Origin of the sequence: Nannocystis sp. RBIL2 (assembly GCF_026626745.1) — a bacterium.
Lineage (GTDB): Bacteria > Myxococcota_A > Polyangia > Nannocystales > Nannocystaceae > Nannocystis.
This window is the reverse complement of the sequence record NZ_JAPNJW010000001.1, coordinates 2,165,669-2,185,556: the sequence shown is the minus strand read 5'-3', so window position 1 is coordinate 2,185,556 and position 19,888 is coordinate 2,165,669. Positions and strand designations below refer to the sequence as shown.

Sequence of the window (19,888 nt, the reverse complement as noted above, 5' to 3'; positions counted from 1 at the left end):
CGATCCGACGCCACGCGCGAGGGGGTCGTGGCAGATCGACCCGAGATTCGTGGCCCGCTCGCGGACGAACGCCGCGGTCTCGCGCGGCGGGACGTCGGTCTACTCTGCGGTGTCCGGGCTCGTGACAGTCCGGTCGCGATTGTTGCCCGGCGCGCCCCGGTTCCTGACAGACCGGTCCGCGGCGGGCCGCCGACGCGGACGGGTGCGGGTGGATCGATTGTCAGCACGAGGAGGCGGGGTGGCATGATTCGTCGAGCGATCTCCTCGGCGTCGGCGCACCGTCGGGTCGCGCCGGGCGGCCTCATCGGGGTCCAGTGCAAGCAGCGGTCGCCGACCGCTCGGCTGGAGAGAGTCCGCGTCCGCGAGCGGCCGCGAAATGTGGATACAGACCCGTGCATATCCGAGGTGCGCGACGCTGACCTCTCCTGTAGTGTGGCCGCGGCGACCGAGAAACACACCAGCTTGTGCATGTCGCGCGGCGAGCGGCTCGCTGCAGGAGCCGTGAATGGTTCACAGTATCATTCGCCAGGGAGATCTCCCCAAACCGCACGAAGCAGTTTCACCGGTGCGAAAGTTTGTTGCCCGGGGGGCGATACCTTGAAATACATGGTTCTCGCGAATGACATTCGCGAGGCGAATGGCGGACAGTTGTCCGGTCGGTAGAATTCCTATTACGCGGCGAGTTGCCGCGGTGTATATCTATTCATACCCGCTACACGGGACATAGTCTTTATTTGGCTCCACGACCAGGGGCATTTCTCTCGGCGATACATATTCGCGCTCGAGACGAAGTGGCCGGGGACAGCAGCGAGTCGCTCTAGCGCGTGGACTTCGCGCATCAAGGAGGAAATGTGCACCTTCGTCGTTCGGATGTATACATGGAAATCGACTGCGTCGACCTCGTGCCACCGCACCGGGAGGCACCTGTCGAGAGCTACACAATTGCCGCATCGTGCGAGCAGGCGCTGGTGTGGCTGCGTCTGGGGCTGTTCGGGCCGTCGCCGGTGAACCACCGCTGCGCCGGCGCGTGGCTCGACGGACCGCTCGAGCCGGGGCGGGCCCTGCAGGCGACGGCGCGGCTCGGGGAGCGCCACGATCTGCTGCGGACGACCTTCTGCGAGCAGACGCAGGAGAACGGTGAACCGCGGCTGTACCAAGTGATCGCCGGGGCCGCGTCGCCGCGGCTGGTCCGCATCGAGGGCAGCGACTGGAGCGAGGAGGAGGTGCTGCGCCGCGCCGGCGAAGCGGCTCGCCTCAGTCTCGACCCGCAGGGCGAGCCACCCTGGCGGATCTACCTGATCCGTCAGCGCGCCGACCGGCACCTGGCAGTATTGGTCGTACACGCGCTGCTCGCCGATGCCGACAGCGACGCGGAGTCTCTTCTTAAGGAATGGCGAATGCTGGTCGAGGGCACCGGTCTCATGACCGGACAGGTGACCGGGCTCTATACGCAGCACCTGCGCGCCCAGGCCGAGTCGCTGGAGTCGCCCCAGACCCGCGGCGCGATCGCATGGTGGCAAGCCCAGCACGCCGGCGCGCCGGCGCTGCTCGAGCTGCCGGTGGATCGTCCGCGCTCGCCGGTGCCCGCCCGCGCCGGCGGCAGGGTGACGCGGCGGGTCGGCGACGACCTGCCGGCGGCGCTGACGGCCGCGGCGACCCGCGCCGGCGTCGACGTCGAGACGGTCGCGCTGGCGGGGCTGCTGGCGGTGCTGCATCGCTATACCGGCCAGGCCGAGCTGGTGGTGGAGGCCCGCGCGGCCCGGCCGGCGGAGAAAGTACGGCTGGGGCCGGTGGCCGACCGCTGGATGCTGCGGGTCGCGGTCGCGCCGGAGCAGGGCTTCGAGTCGCTGCTGACGCGGACCCGCGCGGCGATCGCTACTGCCCAGGAGCACGGGGCGCTGGCCTCGCTGGTCGCGGCGATGACGACCCGCGCGCCGGGCTGCCAGGTCTACTTCCACGGCGCGTGCGCTGAGCCGTCGGCGGTCGCCCTCGACCTCGGCGTCGTGGGCCACGAGCTCGAGCTTTCGATCGACCTGCGCGACGGGCTGCTGCTCGCCGCCTACGACCGCGACCTGTTCGAGGCCGACACGGTGGCGCGATTGCTCGGCCACTGGGAGATGGTGCTGGTGGGAGCCCTGGCCGAGCCGGCGCGGCCGGTCGCCGAGCTGGCGCTGCTGGTGCCGACCGAGCTGCAGACGATCGTCCACCAATGGAACGCCACCGACGCGGCCCACCGCGGGCCCGATTGCCTGCAGGAGCTGTTCGCCGCCCAGGTCGCGCGCACGCCCGAGGCGCCGGCGGTCGTATGCGCCGGCCAGAGCCTGACGTACCGTGAGCTGCACGATCGCGCGACCCGGCTGGCCTGGCGCCTGCGAGCCCTGGGCGTCGGCGCCGACGTGCCGGTCGGGCTGTTCTTAGGCCGCTCGCTCGAGCTGGCGGTCGGGGTGCTGGCGATCTTGCTGGCCGGCGGGACCTATGTGCCGCTCGACCCGGCGTACCCGGCGGAGCGGGTGGGGTGGATCGTCGCCGACAGCGGGGCGGTGGCGATGGTGACGAACTCGGCGCTGGCGGCCGCGCTGCCGCCGAGCCAGGCCCAGTCGGTGCTGCTCGACGTCGCGTTCGAGGCGAGCCCGGTCCCGCTGCCGCGCACGGCCCCCGGCGACCTGGCGTACGTGATCTACACTTCGGGGTCGACGGGGCGGCCGAAGGGGATCGGCATGCCGCACGCGGCGCTCGTCAACCTGATCGAGTGGCACGCGGCGGCGCTGCTCGGCGGGGCGCGCACGCTGCAGTTCGCGGCGCTCGGCTTCGATGTGTGCTTCTACGAGATGTTCACCGCCTGGCGCACCGGCGGCTCGGTCCACATGATCGACGAGGCGGTCCGCCACGACGTGGCCCGCCTCGGCGCGGTCATCGAGGCCGAGGCGATCGAGAAGGTCATCCTGCCGGTGGTGGTGCTGCAGCAGCTGGCGGAGGAGTTCGCAGATCGCCCCGAGGTGCTGCGCAGCCTGAAGGAGGTGACGACGACGGGCGAGCAGATGCACCTGACCGCGCCGGTGATCGCGCTGTTCGAGCGCCTGCCGCGCTGCACCCTGCACAATCACTACGGGCCGGCGGAGAGCCACGTGGTCACCGCCCACGCGCTGCCCCCGGCGCGCGCGCAGTGGGTGCCGCACCCGCCGATCGGGCGGCCGATCGCCAACACCCGCGTGCTGGTGCTCGACCCGCACATGAACCTGTGCCCGGTCGGCGTGCCGGGCGAGCTTTACATCGGCGGCGAGGGCCTGGCCCGCGGCTACTGGAACCGCCCCGACCTGACCGCCGAGCGCTTCGTGCCCGATCCGTTCGCCAGCGAGCCCGGCGCGCGGCTCTATCGCACCGGCGACATCACCCGCCAGCGGCCCGACGGGATCGTCGACTACCTGGGGCGGCGCGACGATCAGGTGAAGATCCGCGGGGTCCGGGTCGAGCTCGGCGAGGTGCTGTCGGCGATCTCCCGCCACCCGCGGGTGCAGGAGGCGGTGGTGATCGCCCGCGAGGACACGCCGGGCGAGCGCCGGCTGGTGGCCTACTTCGTGGCGACCCAGGGCGAGGCCGCCGGCGAAGTGGCGGCCGAGCTGCGGGTGTTCCTCCGCCGCTCGCTGACGGAGGCGATGATCCCGACGGCGTTCGTGGCCCTGCGCGAGATGCCGCTGACGCCGAACGGGAAGATCGACAAGCGCGCGCTGCCGCGGCCCGAGGACGAGGCGACGACGAGCACGTCGGTGCCGCCGCGCTCGGAGCTCGAGGTGTCGCTGGCGGCGATCTGGCAGGACGTGCTGAAGGTCGAGCGGGTCGGGGCGCACGACGACTTCTTCGCGCTCGGCGGGCACTCGCTGCTGGCGACGCAGGTGCTGGCGCGGGTGCGGCGGACCTTCGGGGTCGAGCTGGCGCTGGCGCAGCTGTACGCGGGGCCGACGGTGGCGGCGCTCGCGGGACTCGTGCGGGCCCGGCGGGCGTCGCCGAGCGAGGCGCCGCCGATCGAGCCTGCGGTGCGCGGCGGGCCGCTGCCGCTGTCGCTGGCGCAGGAGCGGCTGTTCTTCCTCCACCGCCTGGCGCCCGAGAGCACGGCCTACAACTGCCCGCACGGGTTCCGGCTGCGCGGGGGGCTCGACGCGGCGGCGCTGCAGCGCGGGCTCGACGGGCTGGTGGCGCGCCACGAGGCGCTGCGCACGACCTTCGTCGAGATCGAGGGGCAGGCGCGGCAGATCGTCGCTACGCGCGGGGCGGTGCCGCTGCGCCGCTTCGACCTGCGCAGCCTGCCGGACGAGCTGCGGGCGCTCGAGCTCGAGAAGCGGCTGGCGACCGAGGTGCGGCGGCCGTTCGACCTCGAGCGCGGGCCGCTGGTGCGCGGCTGCCTGGTGCAGCTGGCCGACGACGAGCACTTCCTGCTGCTCGACCTGCACCATATCGTCATCGACGGCTGGTCGATGCGGCTGCTGCTCGACGAGCTGGCGGCGCTGTACGAGGCCGACGTGCGCGGCGAGACGGCCGCTCTGACGCCGCTCGGGCTGCAATTCGCCGACTACGCGGCGTGGGAGCGCGGGCGCCTGCAGCAGGGGCTTTCGCGCTCGATCGCGTGGTGGCGCGAGACGCTGAACGGCGCGCCGCAGCTGCTGCCGCTGCCGACCGATCGGCCGCGGCCTTCCACCCAGAGCTTCCGCGGCGGGGCGATCGCGCTGACGCCGGGGGCCGAGGTCAGCGCGGCGCTGCGGCGCCTCGGCGCGCCGGCCGGGCTGTCGCCGACGCTGGTGCTGCTGGCCGGGTTCGCGGTGCTGCTGCACCGCTACACCGGCGAGTCGACGATCGTGCTCGGCATGCCGACGGCGGCCCGCGACCGCGTCGAGCTCGAGGGGCTGGTCGGCTTCTTCGTCAACACGCTGCCGATCCGCGTCGACCTGGCCGGCGACCCGAGCTTCGCCGAGCTGCTGGCGCAGGTCCGCAAGACCACCCTGGCGGCGTATGACCACGACGCGGTGCCGTTCGATCGCATCGTCCAGGAGCTGCGGCCCGAGCGGACCCTGAGCCACAACCCGATCGTGCAGGTCGGCTTCGCGCCGCAGCCGCCCGGGGCTCGGGAGCTGCGACTGACAGGGCTTGAGGTCGAGAGCGTCGAGGCCGACGTGCCGCGGGCGATCTTCGACCTGACGCTGTACGTGTCCGAGGAGGGCGGCGAGCTGACTGCCATGCTCGAGTACAGCGCCGACCTGTTCGAGCGGGCGACGATCGAGCGCATGGGCGAGCACCTGCTGGCGCTGCTGCGCGGGGCGATCGCGCGGCCGCAGGGGCGGGTGTCGCAGGTGGCGCTCCTGGGGCCCGAGGAGCGTGCCGAGGTGGTGATTCGCTGGAATCGGACCACGGCGGCGCCAGGGCGATCGGAGGCGACGATGCACGCGCTGGTGGCCCGGGCGGCGGCGCAGGGGCCGGAGCGCGTGGCGGTGAGTCTCGGCGAGGCGCGGCTGACGTACGCGGAGCTCGAGCGGCGCGCCGGGGCGCTGGCGCGGCACCTGGCGGCGCGAGGCGTCGGCGCGGAGTCGCTGGTGGCGGTCAGCGTGGAGCGCTCGCTCGAGCTGGTGATCGCGGTGGTCGCGGTGCTCAAGGCCGGGGCGGCGTTCCTGCCGCTCGACCCGGCGTACCCGGCCGAGCGGCTAGGGTTCATGCTGGCCGACAGCGGCGCCCGGGTGGTGCTGACGCAGGCGCGGCTGGCGGAGCGGTTCGCCGGGCGCGAGGTGATCCGGCTCGACGCCGATCACGACGCGATCGTTGGCGATGCAACGGACGTGACGGTCGCCGACGACCCGGGGCGGGCGGCCTACGTCATCTACACCTCGGGCTCGACGGGGCGGCCGAAGGGGGTGGTGGTCGAGCACCGCAGCGCGGTCAACCTGGCGCGGGCCCAGCGGGCGCTGTTCGGGCTGACCGAGGCCAGCGTGGTGCTGCAGTTCTCGGCGCTGAGCTTCGACGCGTTCGTGTTCGAGCTGCTGCTGGCGTGGGGCGTGGGCGCGACGCTGTGCCTGTTGCCGCCGCGGCTGCCGGTGCCGGGGCCCGAGTTCGGCGAGCTGCTGCGCAGCCAGCGGGTGTCGATGTGCGTCCTGCCGCCGTCGGTGCTGGCGGCGATGGCCGACGACCCGCTGCCCGACCTCGTGCACGTGGTGGCCGCGGGCGAGGCCTGCAGCGCCGAGCTGGTGGCGCGGTGGGGCCGCGGGCGGCGGTTCGTCAACGCCTACGGGCCGACCGAAGTGACCGTGTGCGCCAGCGCGGCCGCCTGCGAGCCCGGCGAGGGTCCGCCGCCGATCGGCCGGCCGCTCGCCGACGTGCAGGTGTACGTGCTCGATCCGTCGGGGGAGCCCGCGCCCGTCGGCGTGTTCGGCGAGCTGTACGTCGGCGGCGCCGGGGTGGCGCGTGGCTACCTCGGGCGGCCCGCCCTGACCGCCGAGCGCTTCGTGCCGGATCCGTTCTCCGGCCAGCGCGGGGCCCGGCTGTACCGCACCGGCGACCGCGTGCGCTGGCGGCCTGACGGGCAGCTCGAGTTCGCCGGGCGGCTCGATCGCCAGGTCAAGCTCCGCGGCTTCCGCATCGAGCTCGGCGAGGTCGAGGCGGTGGTGCGCGCTCACCCCGAGGTGCAGGACGCGGTGGTGGTGGTGATCCGCGAGGAGCTGGCGGCGTACGTGGTGCCGCGCAGCGGTGACGCGGGGCTGTCGGCGGCGGTCCGCGCGTTCGCGCAGGGGCGCCTGCCGGGCCACATGGTGCCGTCGTCGGTGGTGGTCGTGGAGGCGTTCCCGACGCTGCCGAACGGCAAGGTCGACGTGCGGGCGCTGGCAGATCGTGGGCCGCGGGCGGAGGCGCGGGCGCCCCAACTGCCGCGCTCGCAGGTGGAGCAGGCGCTGGCGCAGATCTGGCGCGAGGTGCTGGGCCTCGAACAGGTCGGGATCGACGAGGCGTTCTTCGAGCTGGGCGGGCACTCGCTGCTGCTGGCGCGGGTGCGCACTGCGATCGAGGCGCGCTTCGGGCGGCGGGTCGACATGGTCGAGCTGTTCCAGCACCCGACGATCCGCAGCCTGGCGGGGCGGCTGGCCGGGGCGGCGCCGGAGCTTGCAGTTGCAACTACCGCGACGCGACCGGAGGCGCGGAGCGAGGCGATCGCGATCGTCGGCATGGCCGGGCGCTTCCCCGGGGCCGACGACGTCGAGGCGCTGTGGCAGGGCCTGATCGGCGGGGCCTCGGGCATCCGCTTCGCCGACGCCGAGGAGCTGACCGCGGCCGGGGTCGACCCGGCGCTGCGGACCGCGCCGGGCTTCGTGCCGGCGTTCGGGCGCATGAACGACGCGTTCTGCTTCGACGCGGCGTTCTTCGGCTACAGCCCCCAGGAGGCGCGGCTGATGGACCCGCAGCAGCGGGTGTTCCTCGAGGCGGCGTTCGCGGCGCTCGAGGACGCGGCCTGCGATCCGGCCCGCGGCACGCTGCGCGTGGGCGTGTTCGGCGGCTGCGATCCGCCGCGCCACTGGCTGGCGCTCGGCGGGTCTTCCGGGGGGATCGACGAGTTCCAGCGCGGGGTCGCCAACATCCCCGACAACCTGACGTCGCGCGTGGCCTACAAGCTGGGGCTGCGCGGGCCGGCGGTGACGGTGCTGTCGGCGTGCTCGACGTCGCTGGTGGCGGTCCACCTGGCCAGCCAGAGCCTGCGCGCCGGCGAGTGCGACGTGGCCCTGGCCGGCGGGGCCGCGGTGGCGCCGGCGTCGGTGCTCGGCCACGTCCACGAGGACGGCTCGATCCTGTCGCCCGACGGCCACTGCCGGCCCTTCGACGCCGAGGCCGGCGGGACTGTGGGGGCCAGCGGGGTCGGGGTGGTGGTGCTGAAGCGCTTGAGCGACGCGCTGCGCGACGGCGACGCGATCCGGGCGGTGATCCGCGGCTCGGCGATCGGCAACGACGGGGCCGAGAAGGTCGGCTACACCGCGCCGGGGCTGCAGGGCCAGGTCGACGTGCTGCGCCGGGCCTACGCGGCGGCCGAGGTGTCGCCGGCCAGCGTGGCGTTGGTCGAGGCCCACGGGACTGCGACGCGGCTCGGCGACCCGATCGAGGTCGCGGCGCTGACGCAGGTGTTCCGCGGGGCCGAGGCGGCGGTCGGGAGCTGCGCCCTGGGCTCGGTGAAGAGCAACCTGGGCCACCTCAGCGCGGCCGCGGGGGTGACGGGGCTGATCAAGGCGGCGCTGGCGGTGGAGCGCGGCCAGATCCCGCCGACGCTGCACTTCCGGGCGGCGAACCCGGAGCTGCGGCTCGACAGCAGCCCGTTCTTCGTCAACACGGCGGCGGTGGCCTGGCCGGCGGGCGCGGGGCCGCGGCGCGCGGGAGTGAGCGCGTTCGGGGTCGGGGGGACGAACGCGCACGTGGTCCTCGAGGAGGCGCCGACGCCGGCGCCGAGCGGGCCCGGGCGGCCGTGGTCGCTGTTGCCCCTGTCGGCGCGTACGGGCGCCGCCCTGGCGTCGCAGGCGGAGCGGCTGGCCTCCCACCTGCGCGAGCGGCCGACGCTCCCGCTGGCCGACGTCGCGTACACGCTGCAGCAGCGGGCCGCGCTGGCGCCGGCGCGCTGCGTGGCGGTGTGCCGCGACTCGGAGGGCGCGCAGGCGGCCCTGGGCGGCCGTGGCGCGGGCCAGGTGGTCCGCGGCCAGGTGCGCGCCCGCGCGCCGCGGGTGGTGTTCGTGTTCCCCGGCGGCGGCAGCCAGCACGTCGACATGGGCCGCGAGCTGTACGCCCACCTGCCGGTGTTCCGCGCGGCGCTCGACGAGTGCGCGGCGCTGTTCGTGCGCGAGCTCGGCGAGGACATCCGGGAGTCGATGTTCCCGCCGCCGGGCGGGTTCGAGGCGGCCAAGCAGCGGTTGCTGGCGCCGTCGCGCAACATGGCGTCGATCTTCGCGGTCGAGTACGCGCTGTCGCAGGTGCTCGTGAGCTGGGGCCTGCGCCCGGCGGCGGTGTTCGGCCACAGCCTCGGCGAGTACGTGGCGGCCGCGCTCGCGGGGGTGTTCTCGCTGGCCGACGCGGTCGCGCTGGTGGCCACCCGCGGGGCGCTGTGCGACGCGGCCCCGGCGGCGGCGATGGTCGCGGTGCCGCTGGCGGTGACGACCCGCTTGCCGCCGGGGCTGTCGGTCGCGGCGATCAACGGGCCCGAGGACTGCGTGATCGCGGGCGCGGCCCCGGCGATCGAGCCGTTCGTGGCGGCGCTGCAGGCCGAGGGGCTCGAGGCGCGGCGGCTGCCGATCGCCACCGCGTCGCACTCGGAGCTGATGCAGCCGCTGGTCGAGCGCCTGGTCGAGCGGGCGCGCGAGGTCGAGTTCGCGGCGCCGCAGATCGCCATGGTCTCGGGCGTGACGGGCGACTGGATCGACGCGGAGGTGCGCGACCCGGCCTACTGGGGCCGCCACCTGCGCCAGACGGTCCGCTTCGCCGACGGGGTGGCGACGCTGCACGCCGACCCCGACTTCGTGTGCCTCGAGGTCGGCCCCGGCGGCCACCTGGCGAGCTTCATCCGCAACCACCCGGACGCGGGCCCCGACCGGCTGGTGGTGGCGTCGATGGCCCACTGGCGCTCGGGTCGCAGCGAGCTCGAGGCGCTGATGCTGGCGGTCGGGCAGCTGTGGTGCGCGGGGGCGACGATCGACTGGCAGGCGTTCACCGGCGAGGAGCGCCGGCGCAAGCTGCCGCTGCCGACCTATCCGTTCGCGCGCACCCGCCACGCGCTCGAGCTGCGGCCGGGCGCGCCGACTCTGGTGCTGGTCCCGCCGCCGGCGGACGAGCCGACGGGCGCGGCGGAAGTCGACGCCCAGGCGCCGCGCGACGGTCTGGCGGCGATCGCGGCCGACATCTGGCGCGAGGCGCTGGGGGTCGGGCGCGTGCGCGACGAGGACAACTTCTTCGACCTCGGCGGGACCTCGCTGACCGCGGTGAAGATCCGCGCCCGCCTCCGCGAGCGCTTCGGCGTGACGACCCCGGTCCACGCCCTGCTCGAGCGCCCGAACTTCGCCGAATTCGTGGCCGCGCTGCGCAGCCTGATCGGCGGCCAGGACGAGGCCCGCGGCGCCTCGCTGCTGGTCCAGCTGCGCCCGGGTCGCCCGGGCACGCGGCCGATCTTCCTGGTCCAGCCGATCGGCGGCACGGTCTACACCTACCTGCCGCTGGCGCGCCACCTCGACGCCGGCGGGGCGGCGATCTTCGGCGTGCGCGCGTCGGGCACCGACCCCGGCGAGCCGGTGCTCGACGAGGTGCCGGCGATGGCGGAGCGCTACGTGGCCGACATCCTGCGCGAGCAGCCCGAGGGGCCGTACACCGTCGGCGGCCACTCTGCCGGCGGGATCACGGCCTACGAGGTGGCCCGCCAGCTCGAGGCCCGCGGCCACGCGGTCCGGTTGCTGATCCTCGACGCGCCGTCGATGCCGGCCGTGTACGACGACGTGATCGAGACGATCGAGGACTTCCTGCGCAGCCACGAGGCGTTCGCGTCGTGCGAGTCGGCCTCCTATCAAAGCTTCGTGGCGGCGCTCGAGACCGACCCGGCGCTGCGCCAGATCGTGCTGGCGACGTGCCTGGCCGAGCAGCGCTACAAGCCGCGGCCGATCTCCGCGGAGGTGGTGTACTTCGCGGCCAGCGAGCAACGCGACGCCCGCGACACGCACGCGGGGATGTACTGGCTCGACCTCGTCGAGGGCGAGTTCTCGCTGTACCGCACGCCGGGCGACCACTTCACGATGATGGACGACCCGTGGGTCGAGACCCTGGCGCGGCTGATCGACCGCCACCTGGCGCGCGACCTGCCGCGGCGGGCCTGAAGCGCGCGGCCGCGGACAGGGGCGTCCGCGGCCGCGCGAGGTTTGTTTTCGAGGAGCATGTCTTTCGGGACATGTGATTGGTGCGTCGGGCGGGCTCGAGGGCGAGCATGTCTCTCGGGGCATGTCATTGTCGCGGCTGCGGATGCTCGTGACCGTGGCGTTCGCGCTCGCGCAGAAGCTGTCTTTCGGGACATGTCATTGTCGCGTCGGGCAGGCCCGCGCAGCTGGTGACGAGCCGTCTCTCGCGGCCGGTGTCACTGTCGCAGCGGCCGAGGGCCTGGCATCAGGGCGACGAGACTGTCTTCACGGCTGCGGAGGCGAGCGAAGCCCGGTCTCCGCGTCGTCGAGGGCGCCCCGCACGGCGTCCAGGAAGGTCGTCTCGACCGAGGCCTCGAGCACGAGCTCCGGCATCTTCGCAGCGAACGGGCGCCGGCAGACCGCGCGGGCCGCCGCGACGTCGACCAGCCACAGCTCGCCGACGGCCTGGCCACCCGAGTCTCGGGCGCCGGGGTGGCGCTGCGGCGGCTCGATCTGCTGGACCTGCGCCACGATCACGTGCGTCCACGGTCGCCGCTGCTTGCACACGAAGTCCGCCTGCGGATCGGTAGAGTCGGGGTCGGCGCACAGCTCGAACGCGGGGTCGTGGGGGATCATGTTCGTCCACGCGGGGATCGGCGTACCGGGCGCGAGGCGTCGCGCGTCGAGGTGCGCCGTGCCTTCGGCCGGGGCGGTGGATGCACAGGTCTCGGGCGGCGCGGGCTGAGCCAGGGCGGTCTTCACGGCCGCCCGCGCTTTAGCGACGTCCTCGGCCACCAGGCCCCGCACGCGCCGCGCCGCGTCAGCCGCCGGGTCGTCGCTGCCGCCCGGGAGCGAGCGACAGTCGTCGAGCTGGTCCGCTCCCCCGAGCACCGACCACACCTGCCCGCGGCCGAGGCACAGCTCGAGGACGAAACGCCCCGACATGAAGTCCGGCTGCACGAGCACGCGCGTGAGCTTGTAGCCACCCGGGACGGCGACGAGCTCCCCGCCGCACTCGACGAGCGGAGTACGGCCGAGGCGGCCCCGGCCGGAGTGGTAGAAGTCCATGGCCAGCCAGCACGCGTCCTCGCCCGTCAAGGTCGCCTGCCGGGCGGAAAGGCCTCGCGCGGGCGCTTGGCGCCCGACCGAGGACTGTCCCTTGGGGCATGTCCTTTCATGCCGCCCGGTGAACCCCGGGCGTCTGCGCGACGAGACCCGGGTGTGTCCGGGACCTCGGGCGGAAGGCGGGACTCATGGCTCGCAGTCGTGGCCTCGCAAGTCACAGTCATGGTGTCGCAGAGCCGGGGCGTAGGGAATCATCGAGAGCGGGAGGACGGCGGTGCGGAGCGGGCGACGACCGTTTCGCGTGCTCGGGGTCGGCGGTGAGGTGGGACCTGTCTCTCGGGACACAATTCGCCGACCCTTGAATTTCGCCGCCCACTTCTCGAAGATGCCGGCCGATGGCGACCGAGACGCGCGACTATCTGCTGCGGCAGCTCGACACTGCGTGGATGTTGACGCAGTACCACCTCGACGGGCTCGCCACCGAGGAGTGCCTGTGGCGCCCGGCGCACGTCGGCCTGCACGTCCACCGCGCCCCCGACGGCCGCTGGCGCGCCGACTGGCCCGAGCACGAGGGTTACGACATCGGCCCGCCCAGCATCGCCTGGGTGACCTGGCACGTCGGCTTCTGGTGGTCGATGGCGCTCGACCACTCCTTCGGCGCCGCCACCCTCGCGCGCGAAGACGTGACCTGGCCGGGCGACGCCCAGGGCGTGCGCGAGTGGCTCGCCCGCCTGCACGGGAGCTGGCGCGCCGCCATCGAGGCCCTCACCGACGACGACCTGCGCGCGCCCGAGCGGACCCGCTGGCCGCTCCAGGACCGCCCGTTCGCCGAAGTGGTCGCGTGGGCCAACATCGAGCTGATGAAGAACGCCGCCGAGATCGGCTACGCCCGCTTCCTCTACGCCGTGCGGGCGCGCTGAAGCTGGGCTGTCCTCAGGGACATGTCGAACGCCGCGGCGCTCGCAGCTCGACGAGCAGGCGTACTGAATTGCACATGTCCTCGGAGACATGTTGCCGCACGGGACTCACGACGCTAGTCGCTCGCGGGCAGGTTCTCGTCGCCCGGAGATGACACGCCGGTAATGACGCGAGAAGGCGTCTGTTCGGCAGCCAGCCCTGGCCGTCGAACAGGCGCCCCACGATCTGCAGCCGGCCACGCCCTGCAGCGGAGCCGACGACGGCGGGTCGGCCTTGTATGACGGGCGAGCGATCTACGAGAGTTCCTGTCGAAGACTCCGGGAGACCGAATCGGCCTTGGGCCCCGAGCCCGCGTGAGAGCAAGGTACCCGGAGTCTAGTCTGTCCTCCACGAGCCCGAACAACTGCGTGAAGCCTCTTTCTGAGCTCGTATACAAGGTTGGGAGGGAGGACAGGCACCAATCACAAGGAAGTGAACCATGAAGCGAACAATTTGGATCGGGATCGACGTCGCCAAGGACAAGCTCGACGTCGCGGTGAAGATGACGGAAGCTGGCCAGCACCCGGCCCCGGCGAAGCGGGCTCAGGAGGCGTGGGTCTCGCCGAACACCGACAAAGGAGTGGCGGAGTTGGTCAAGCGCCAGCACTCGCTTGAGCCCGAGCGGATCGTCATGGAAGCGACCGGAGGCTACGAACAGCGGGTGTTTCTGGCGCTGCGGGCGTCTGGCCTCCCGGCGGTGATCGTGCCGCCCGGAGCGGTTCGCGCCTCCGCGGAAGGGATCGGGCGCAAGGCCCCATGCCGACGCGAACCAAGGACCTTCGAACCAGTACATGCCCCGAAGGACATGTCCAAAAGATCATCCAAAAGGACTCTCGAGCTCGAATACCTCGTGCGCCACCATGCGCCCGTACAGCTCCTCCCCGCGATCGATCACCCCCACCACGCGGAAGCCCAGCCGGCGCACCAGCGCTGCGCTGCGGACGTTGCCCGGCGCGATCCGGGCCCGCAGCGTCTTGAGCCCCAGAGTAGCGAACGCGAACTCGACCACCGTGCGCAGCGCCGCCGTCGCCAGCCCGCGGCCAGTCGCCGGCTTTGCCAGCCAGTAGCCGATCGAAGCCGCGCGCGCCGACCACTCGATCTCGTGGAAGCTGATCACCCCCACTGGTTGCCCCCCGTGACGGATCGCCCATTCGATCGCACCTTCGTCGCGGGTCCGGCTGCGCGCCTCGGCGATGAACTCGCGCAGGTTCTCGGCCTGGATCGTCACATCGAGCCAGCCCAGCCACTCGCGGAGGTGCTGTCGGTTCTCCTCGATCAGCCGGAAGTGCCCGGGCGCGTCTGCCTCTTCCATCCGCACCAGCTCCACCTCACCGGCCGCGCTGACCAGCCGGAGGCCTGTCTGCTCGAGCTGTCGGGCCAGGCGCGCTTGCAGCTCGGCGATCTGGCTGGCAGGGCTCTCGTGGGTCATGACGATGCTCCGCGTCGTCCCTCATGCTCCTGCATCGAACCGCATCGTCGGGTCGGCCGCGCCGGGACAGGACCTCAGGCTGCCGGCAGCGTGAAGAAGAACAGGCTCCCCGAGCCGAGCTCGCTCTCGACGCCGACGCTGCCGCCGAGGCGCTCGATGATGCGGCGCACGATCGACAGGCCGAGGCCGTGGCCTTCGGCGCGGACCGTGTCGAGGCGCGAGAACTCGGCGAACAGCTTCGCCTGCGCCTCCTCGTCGATGCCTGGGCCGTTGTCGCGGACCCAGAAGCGGATCTTGCCGTCCTGCAGGTCCGCGCCGAGCTGCAGGCGCGGGGGCGAGCCGCCGTACTTGAGGCCGTTGCTGATGTAGTTCGTCCACGCCTCCTCGATCCACGGGGCGTAGCCGATCGCCGCTGGCCACGCCTCCGGCCCCGCGATCTCGCCGCCGTACTCGCGCAGCATGTAGTCCATGCGTTGCTCGACCTGGCGCAGGATCCCTGCCATGTCGAGGCGGGTCGACTGCACCTGCTGCTTGCGCACTCCGGCCAGCAGCAGCAGCTCGTCGATGATGTTGGTCGCGGTGTGTGACGCGCGGCGGATGTTCTCGACCACGCGTTCGGTCTCCTCGAGGTCGACGTCGTCGATGTTCTCGAGCAGGTACTCCGAGTAGCCGACCATCGCTCCGAGCGGGTTCTTGAGGTCGTGGGCGACGGTGCGGGCGAACGCGTCGAGTTCGGCGTTGCTGGCGGTCAGCGATTGATTGACGCGGTGCAGCTCGTCGGTGCGCTTCTGTACCAGCCGCTCCATGTTCGCGTACAGGTTGGCGTTCTCGATCGAGATCGCCGCCTGCGAGGCGATGAGCTTCAGCGTGTGCAGGCGGGCCTCGGGGAACACCGACGGGATCAGCTCGTTCTCGAGGTAGAGCACCCCGGTGAGCTTGGTCTGGTGGACCAGCGGCGTGCACAGCACCGAGCGCATCCCGCTGCGGGCCACGTACGTGTCGGTGGTGAACGGCCCGGCGCGGGCGGCGTCCTCGAGCACCACGCTGTCGGTGGTGTGGACCACGTAGTTGACGATCGAGACCGGCACCGCCGCCGTCTCGCTCAGCGGCAGCGGCTGCTTCAGCGTGTACGAGCCGGTGTCGACCGACGACTCGGCGACCACGCACAGTTGGCCGTCGCGCTCGAGCAGGAGCACCCCGCGGCGGGCCCCGGCGTTCTCGATCATGATCTGGATGATCTTCTCGAGCAGCGGCTCGACCGCGATCTCGGCGGTCAGCGCCTGCGCCGCCTTGATCACGCTGGTGAGGTCGAGGCCCTGGTTGCCGGTGGTGGTCAGCGAGCTGGTGATCAGCGCGCGGCTGCTGCTGGCGGTGATCGTCGCGCCGACGCTCTCGGCGCGGGCGGCCAGGTGCGGGTACTTGACGTCGAGCGTGCGGACCTTGGCGAGCGCGCCCCAGCGCTCGTAGCCGTAGCGGGCCTGGCCGAGGTAGACGCGGGCGATCTGGGCGCGGCCGCGGGCCTGGTGGAAGCGCCCGCACAGCTCGTTGGCGATCGCCTCGTGGTGGATGAACTGGCTGCGGCGGGCCCACTCGATCGCGCGGTCGTACTCGTCGAGCGCCACCAAATCTTGGCCGCGGATCCGCGCGATCTCGGCGTCGATGATGTGCAGGCGGTGCTGCTCGTTCTCGGGGCACAGCTGGGCCCACTGGGCAGTGACTGCGCGGTGCTCGAGCAATTGGGCCATCAGCGACGCGCGCTCGGCCTCGTCCGCGGCGGCGGCGTGGCTGGCCGCCAGCGCCAGCGCGCTGTAAAACGGCAGGTCGGCGGTGTGCGGCCCGCCGACGGCGACGGCCATGAGCGGCTGGGCGGCGGCGCCGAGCGCCAGCGCCTCGGCGTACGCCTCGAACAGCGTCGCCACCATCAGCTTGTTGACGTGGTGCAGGAAGCGCACGATCACCAGGCCGGCGCCGTCGACGACCTTCAGCCAGTCCGCCTCGCCCTGGTTCTCGCCGAACAGCGGGCCGCCGAACCACCGCTCGTGCTGCAGCGCGTCGACGACGTTGCCGAGCAGCACCAATTGTGCCGTCGACATCGCGTCGCGAGTGCGCACCATCAGCGCCCGGCCTTGATCGATCTCCTCGCGGACCGCCGACAGGTCCTCGCCGCGGCGCAGGTTGGCCAGCGCGTGGAACACGGCCCCCTGCGACGCGTACATGAAGTCGCCCGTCTCGAGGCCGAGCACGCGGGCCTGGTTCAGGTGGTGCAGGCTGTCGCGCAGCGGGCGGGTGTGGCCGGTGTAGAAGCCGACCATGAAGTGGACGCGGCTGGCGACCTCGGTCGAGGTGAAGCGCTCGAGCAATTGCAGCGCGAGCCGGCCGTAGCGCAGGCCGTCGGCGGGGCGGCCGAGCGGGCCGACCAGCAGGTAGCCGTAGGTAGCGAAGCCGAAGGCCGACAGCTCGCCCGGGCCGTGGGTGAGCGACAGCAGCACGTGCTTGAGGATCACGACCGAGCCGAGGCGGGCGTCGACCACGAAGCCGGCGCCGAACGCCTCGTTGAGCAGGCGCAGCACCGCGCTGCGGGCCGGGTCGCGCATCGCCGGCGCGTCTGCCAGCGACTCGACGGTGCGGCCGGCCAGGCTGGCCTCGATCTCGCCGTAGACCGCCCCGAAGGTCGCCATCGTCGCCTCCGGGGTCTCGGGCAGGAGCTCGCCGAATTGCGCGAGGCCGGCGCGGCTGGCCACCAGGCCCTCGGCGAAGCGGCCCTGCGACGACAGCAGCATCACTCGCAGCGCGAACAGGTCGGCCTGCTCGAGCGGCGAGCGGGCGCGGCGGATCAGGTCCTCGAGCTTGGCGTCGGCCCGGTCGACCCGGCCGCACATATAGTCGCACTCGGCCTGCTCGCGGTGGAGCGCGAGGGTCAGCGCGTACTGCGAGTCCCAGGCGTCCTCGGGCAGCACTGCCACGCCGGCGGCCGCGAACGAGGCGCCGGCGGCGTAGGCGGTGGCGCGCTTGGCCGCGCGCGCGGCCTCGAGGTTGGCGCGGGCCAGCTGCAGGCGCTCGCCGGGGTCGGTGAGGCGCGGCGCCCCGGCGTTGAGGTGGCGGACCACGTCGAACAGCGCGTCGCCCCGCAGCTCGCCGACGTGCGCCGCCTGCAGGCTGCGACCGATCCGCAGGTGGACCTCGTGCAGCGCCTCGGGCGTGCTGAGCGACAGCGCGGCCTGTTGCACGCGGTCGTGGAGGAACCGGCAGGCGACCACCAGCTCCACTGTCTCATTCGCCTCGGGCGCGCCGTCGTCGACCGCCTCGAGCAGGCGGTAGTTGGAGTCGAGCGGCACGACCAGGCCGGCCTGCAGCGCGGGCCACAGCTCGGCGGCGACGCGGCCCACGCCGCGCTCGGCGATCCGCGCCAGGGTGACGACGTCGAACTCGTGGCCGACGCAGGCGGCGACGGCGAGCAGGCGCTGGGTGTCGGGCGGGAACTCGCGCAGGCGCTCGGACAGCAGCTCGGCGACGTTCTCGGTGATCGGCGCGGCGGCCACCGCCGCGGGGTCCCACGTCCACCCGCCCGTGGCCGCGTCGAAGCGGACCAGCCCGTTCCGGTGCAGCATCGTCAAGAACTGCGTCAGGAAGAACGGGTTGCCGTGGGTCTTGTCGAACACCAGAGTGGCGAGGCTCTCGAGGCGTTCGACCTCCTCGCGCGGGGGCGCGGCGCCGGGGCGCTCGCGGGTGAGGGTGTCGGCCAGCAGGGCGCGCACGCTGGCGCGGTCGAGCGGGCCGAGCGCGAGCTCGTGGAGGGCCACGCCGTCCTTGCGCAGCTGGGCGACCGCGGCGCGCAGCGGGTGGGCGAGGTCGACCTCCGCGTCGCGGTAGGCGCCGACGAGCAGCAGGTGTCCGCCGTCGGGGTCGGTGAGGACCAGGCGCAGCAGCGACAGCGTGCCGGCGTCGGCCCACTGCAGGTCGTCGAGGAAGACCACCAGCGGCGACGTGCGCGGGCACAGGGCGCGCACGAAGTTCTGCATGACCAGGCCGAAGCGGTTCTGCGACTCGGTCGGGCGCAGCGGCGGCAGCGGCGGCTGCTTGCCGATGATGCGCTCGAGCTCGGGGACGAGGTCGACGACCAGCTGGCCGCTGGCGCCGACGGCCACCTGGATGCGCGTGCGCCACTCTGCCAGCGTGCGCGACGACTCGGTGAGCAGCTGGCGGATCAGCTCGGACAGCGCCGACGCCAGCGCGCTGAACGGGATGTTGCGCTGGACCAGGTCGAACTTGCCGCTGACGAAGCGGCCGCCGCCGCGCGCGATCACGCGGTGGATCTCGTGGGCCAGCATCGACTTGCCGACGCCCGCGCCGCCGGCGACCAGCAACAGCTCGGGGCGGCCGTCCTGGACGCGGCCGAACGCCTCGGTCAGCGCGCGGATGTCGGCCTCGCGGCCGTAGAGCTTCTGCGGGATGCGGAGCACGTCGGCGCGGTCGCGCTGGCCGAGCTCGAACGGCTCGATCTCGCCGGTCTCGTCGAGCGCGGCGAGGCAGCGGGCGAGGTCGGCCGCCAGCCCGAGGGCGTGCTGGTAGCGGTCCTCCGGCCCCTTGGCCAGCAGCTTCATGACGATGTCGGAGACGACGCGGGGGATCGTCGGCGTGCGCACCCACGGCGGCACCGGGGTGCGGGCGATGTGGCTGTGGACCAGCTCCATCGCGTCGTTGGCGTTGAACGGGACCGAGCCCGTCAGCATCTCGTAGAGCGTGACGCCGAGCGAGTAGAGGTCGGTGCGCTGGTCGACGACCCGGTTCACGCGCCCGCTCTGCTCGGGCGACATGTACATCAGCGTGCCCTCGAGCGCCTCCGGGCTCGACACCTGAGCTGTCTCGTGGGCCAGGTTGGTGGCGATGCCGAAGTCGATCAGCTTGACGCTGCCGGTCGACGAATTGACGAGGATGTTGTGCGGCTTGATGTCCTTGTGGATGATGGCCCGCTCGTGGAGCCGGGCCAGGGTCTGGGCCAGCGCCAGGCCGAGCTCGAGCGCGCGGCGCAGCTGCAGCGCCTCGCCGTGGATGACGTCGCTGAGCGGGACGCCGCCGTCGTCCTCCATCACCAGCGCGAGGCCGTTGCCGTAGCTCTCGAGCGAGTAGACCTGGACCACGCCGGGCACGTCGAGCTCGCGCAGGGTGACGTACTCGCGGCGCAGCTGTCTCAATGCGCGGGGGCTCGGGTACTCGCCCTTCAGCACCTTGATCACGACGGGGGTCTGCTCGTCTTCGCGGACGCCGCGGAAGATGATCGAGTTCTGCCCCTCGTGGAGCCGTTGCTTGAGCGAGAAACGTGGAGAGGCGTCCATGTCGGGGTCGCTGAGCCGAACAGGCGTATCATACTGTCTGGCGACCCCGCTGCGTCTCGAGTCGTCACCCCTGCATTCGCGCGGTGCGCAGGGCCACGCCCGCAGGCGGGGTCAGCCCTTAGCGCCCTGGCGGCGATGACGCGCCGCTGGAGCCCGCGAACACCCGTCCGCGGGCCGTGGCGCGCAGTCGGCCCGAAAGCGCGCCTTGCACCATCCGCACGACGTCC

Annotated in this window: 5 protein-coding genes; 2 read left to right on the top strand and 3 right to left on the bottom strand. The window is 72.8% G+C overall.

The genetic code is table 11. The annotated features are described in order from the left end of the window. Window positions 1-878: 878 nt before the first annotated feature. On the top strand, window positions 879-10,859 hold the full coding sequence (locus tag OV090_RS08550; protein WP_267703035.1) for a non-ribosomal peptide synthetase/type I polyketide synthase: 9,981 nt from the start codon (window positions 879-881) through the stop codon (window positions 10,857-10,859). A 303-nt stretch (window positions 10,860-11,162) separates the two neighbouring features. Here the strand turns inward: OV090_RS08550 and OV090_RS08545 are convergent, their stop codons facing one another. Next, window positions 11,163-11,975 (bottom strand): hypothetical protein, encoded by an 813-nt coding sequence (locus OV090_RS08545; protein WP_267703034.1) that lies wholly within the window; start codon window positions 11,973-11,975, stop codon window positions 11,163-11,165. 362 nt (window positions 11,976-12,337) lie between these two features. Between OV090_RS08545 and OV090_RS08540 the strand changes: the two genes are divergently transcribed. After that, entirely contained in the window at window positions 12,338-12,862 is a 525-nt protein-coding gene (locus OV090_RS08540; RefSeq protein WP_267703033.1) for a DinB family protein, read from the top strand. 854 nt (window positions 12,863-13,716) lie between these two features. Here OV090_RS08540 and OV090_RS08535 read toward each other — a convergent pair. Together OV090_RS08535 and OV090_RS08530 are read right to left on the bottom strand one after the other, a co-directional pair. Beyond that, on the bottom strand, window positions 13,717-14,328 hold the full coding sequence (locus OV090_RS08535) for a GNAT family protein (protein WP_267703032.1): 612 nt from the start codon (window positions 14,326-14,328) through the stop codon (window positions 13,717-13,719). A 74-nt stretch (window positions 14,329-14,402) separates the two neighbouring features. Then, window positions 14,403-19,661 (bottom strand): ATP-binding sensor histidine kinase, encoded by a 5,259-nt coding sequence (locus OV090_RS08530; RefSeq protein WP_267703031.1) that lies wholly within the window; start codon window positions 19,659-19,661, stop codon window positions 14,403-14,405. Window positions 19,662-19,888 lie beyond the last annotated feature (227 nt).

What these genes read in the sequence shown, in the direction of transcription:
- OV090_RS08535 (WP_267703032.1), bottom strand. Translation starts at nt 14,328, where the DNA reads ATGACCCACGAGAGCCCTGCCAGCCAGATCGCCGAGCTGCAAGCGCGC.
- OV090_RS08530 (WP_267703031.1), bottom strand. Translation starts at nt 19,661, where the DNA reads ATGGACGCCTCTCCACGTTTCTCGCTCAAGCAACGGCTCCACGAGGGG.
- OV090_RS08540 (WP_267703033.1), top strand. Translation starts at nt 12,338, where the DNA reads ATGGCGACCGAGACGCGCGACTATCTGCTGCGGCAGCTCGACACTGCG.
- OV090_RS08550 (WP_267703035.1), top strand. Translation starts at nt 879, where the DNA reads ATGGAAATCGACTGCGTCGACCTCGTGCCACCGCACCGGGAGGCACCT.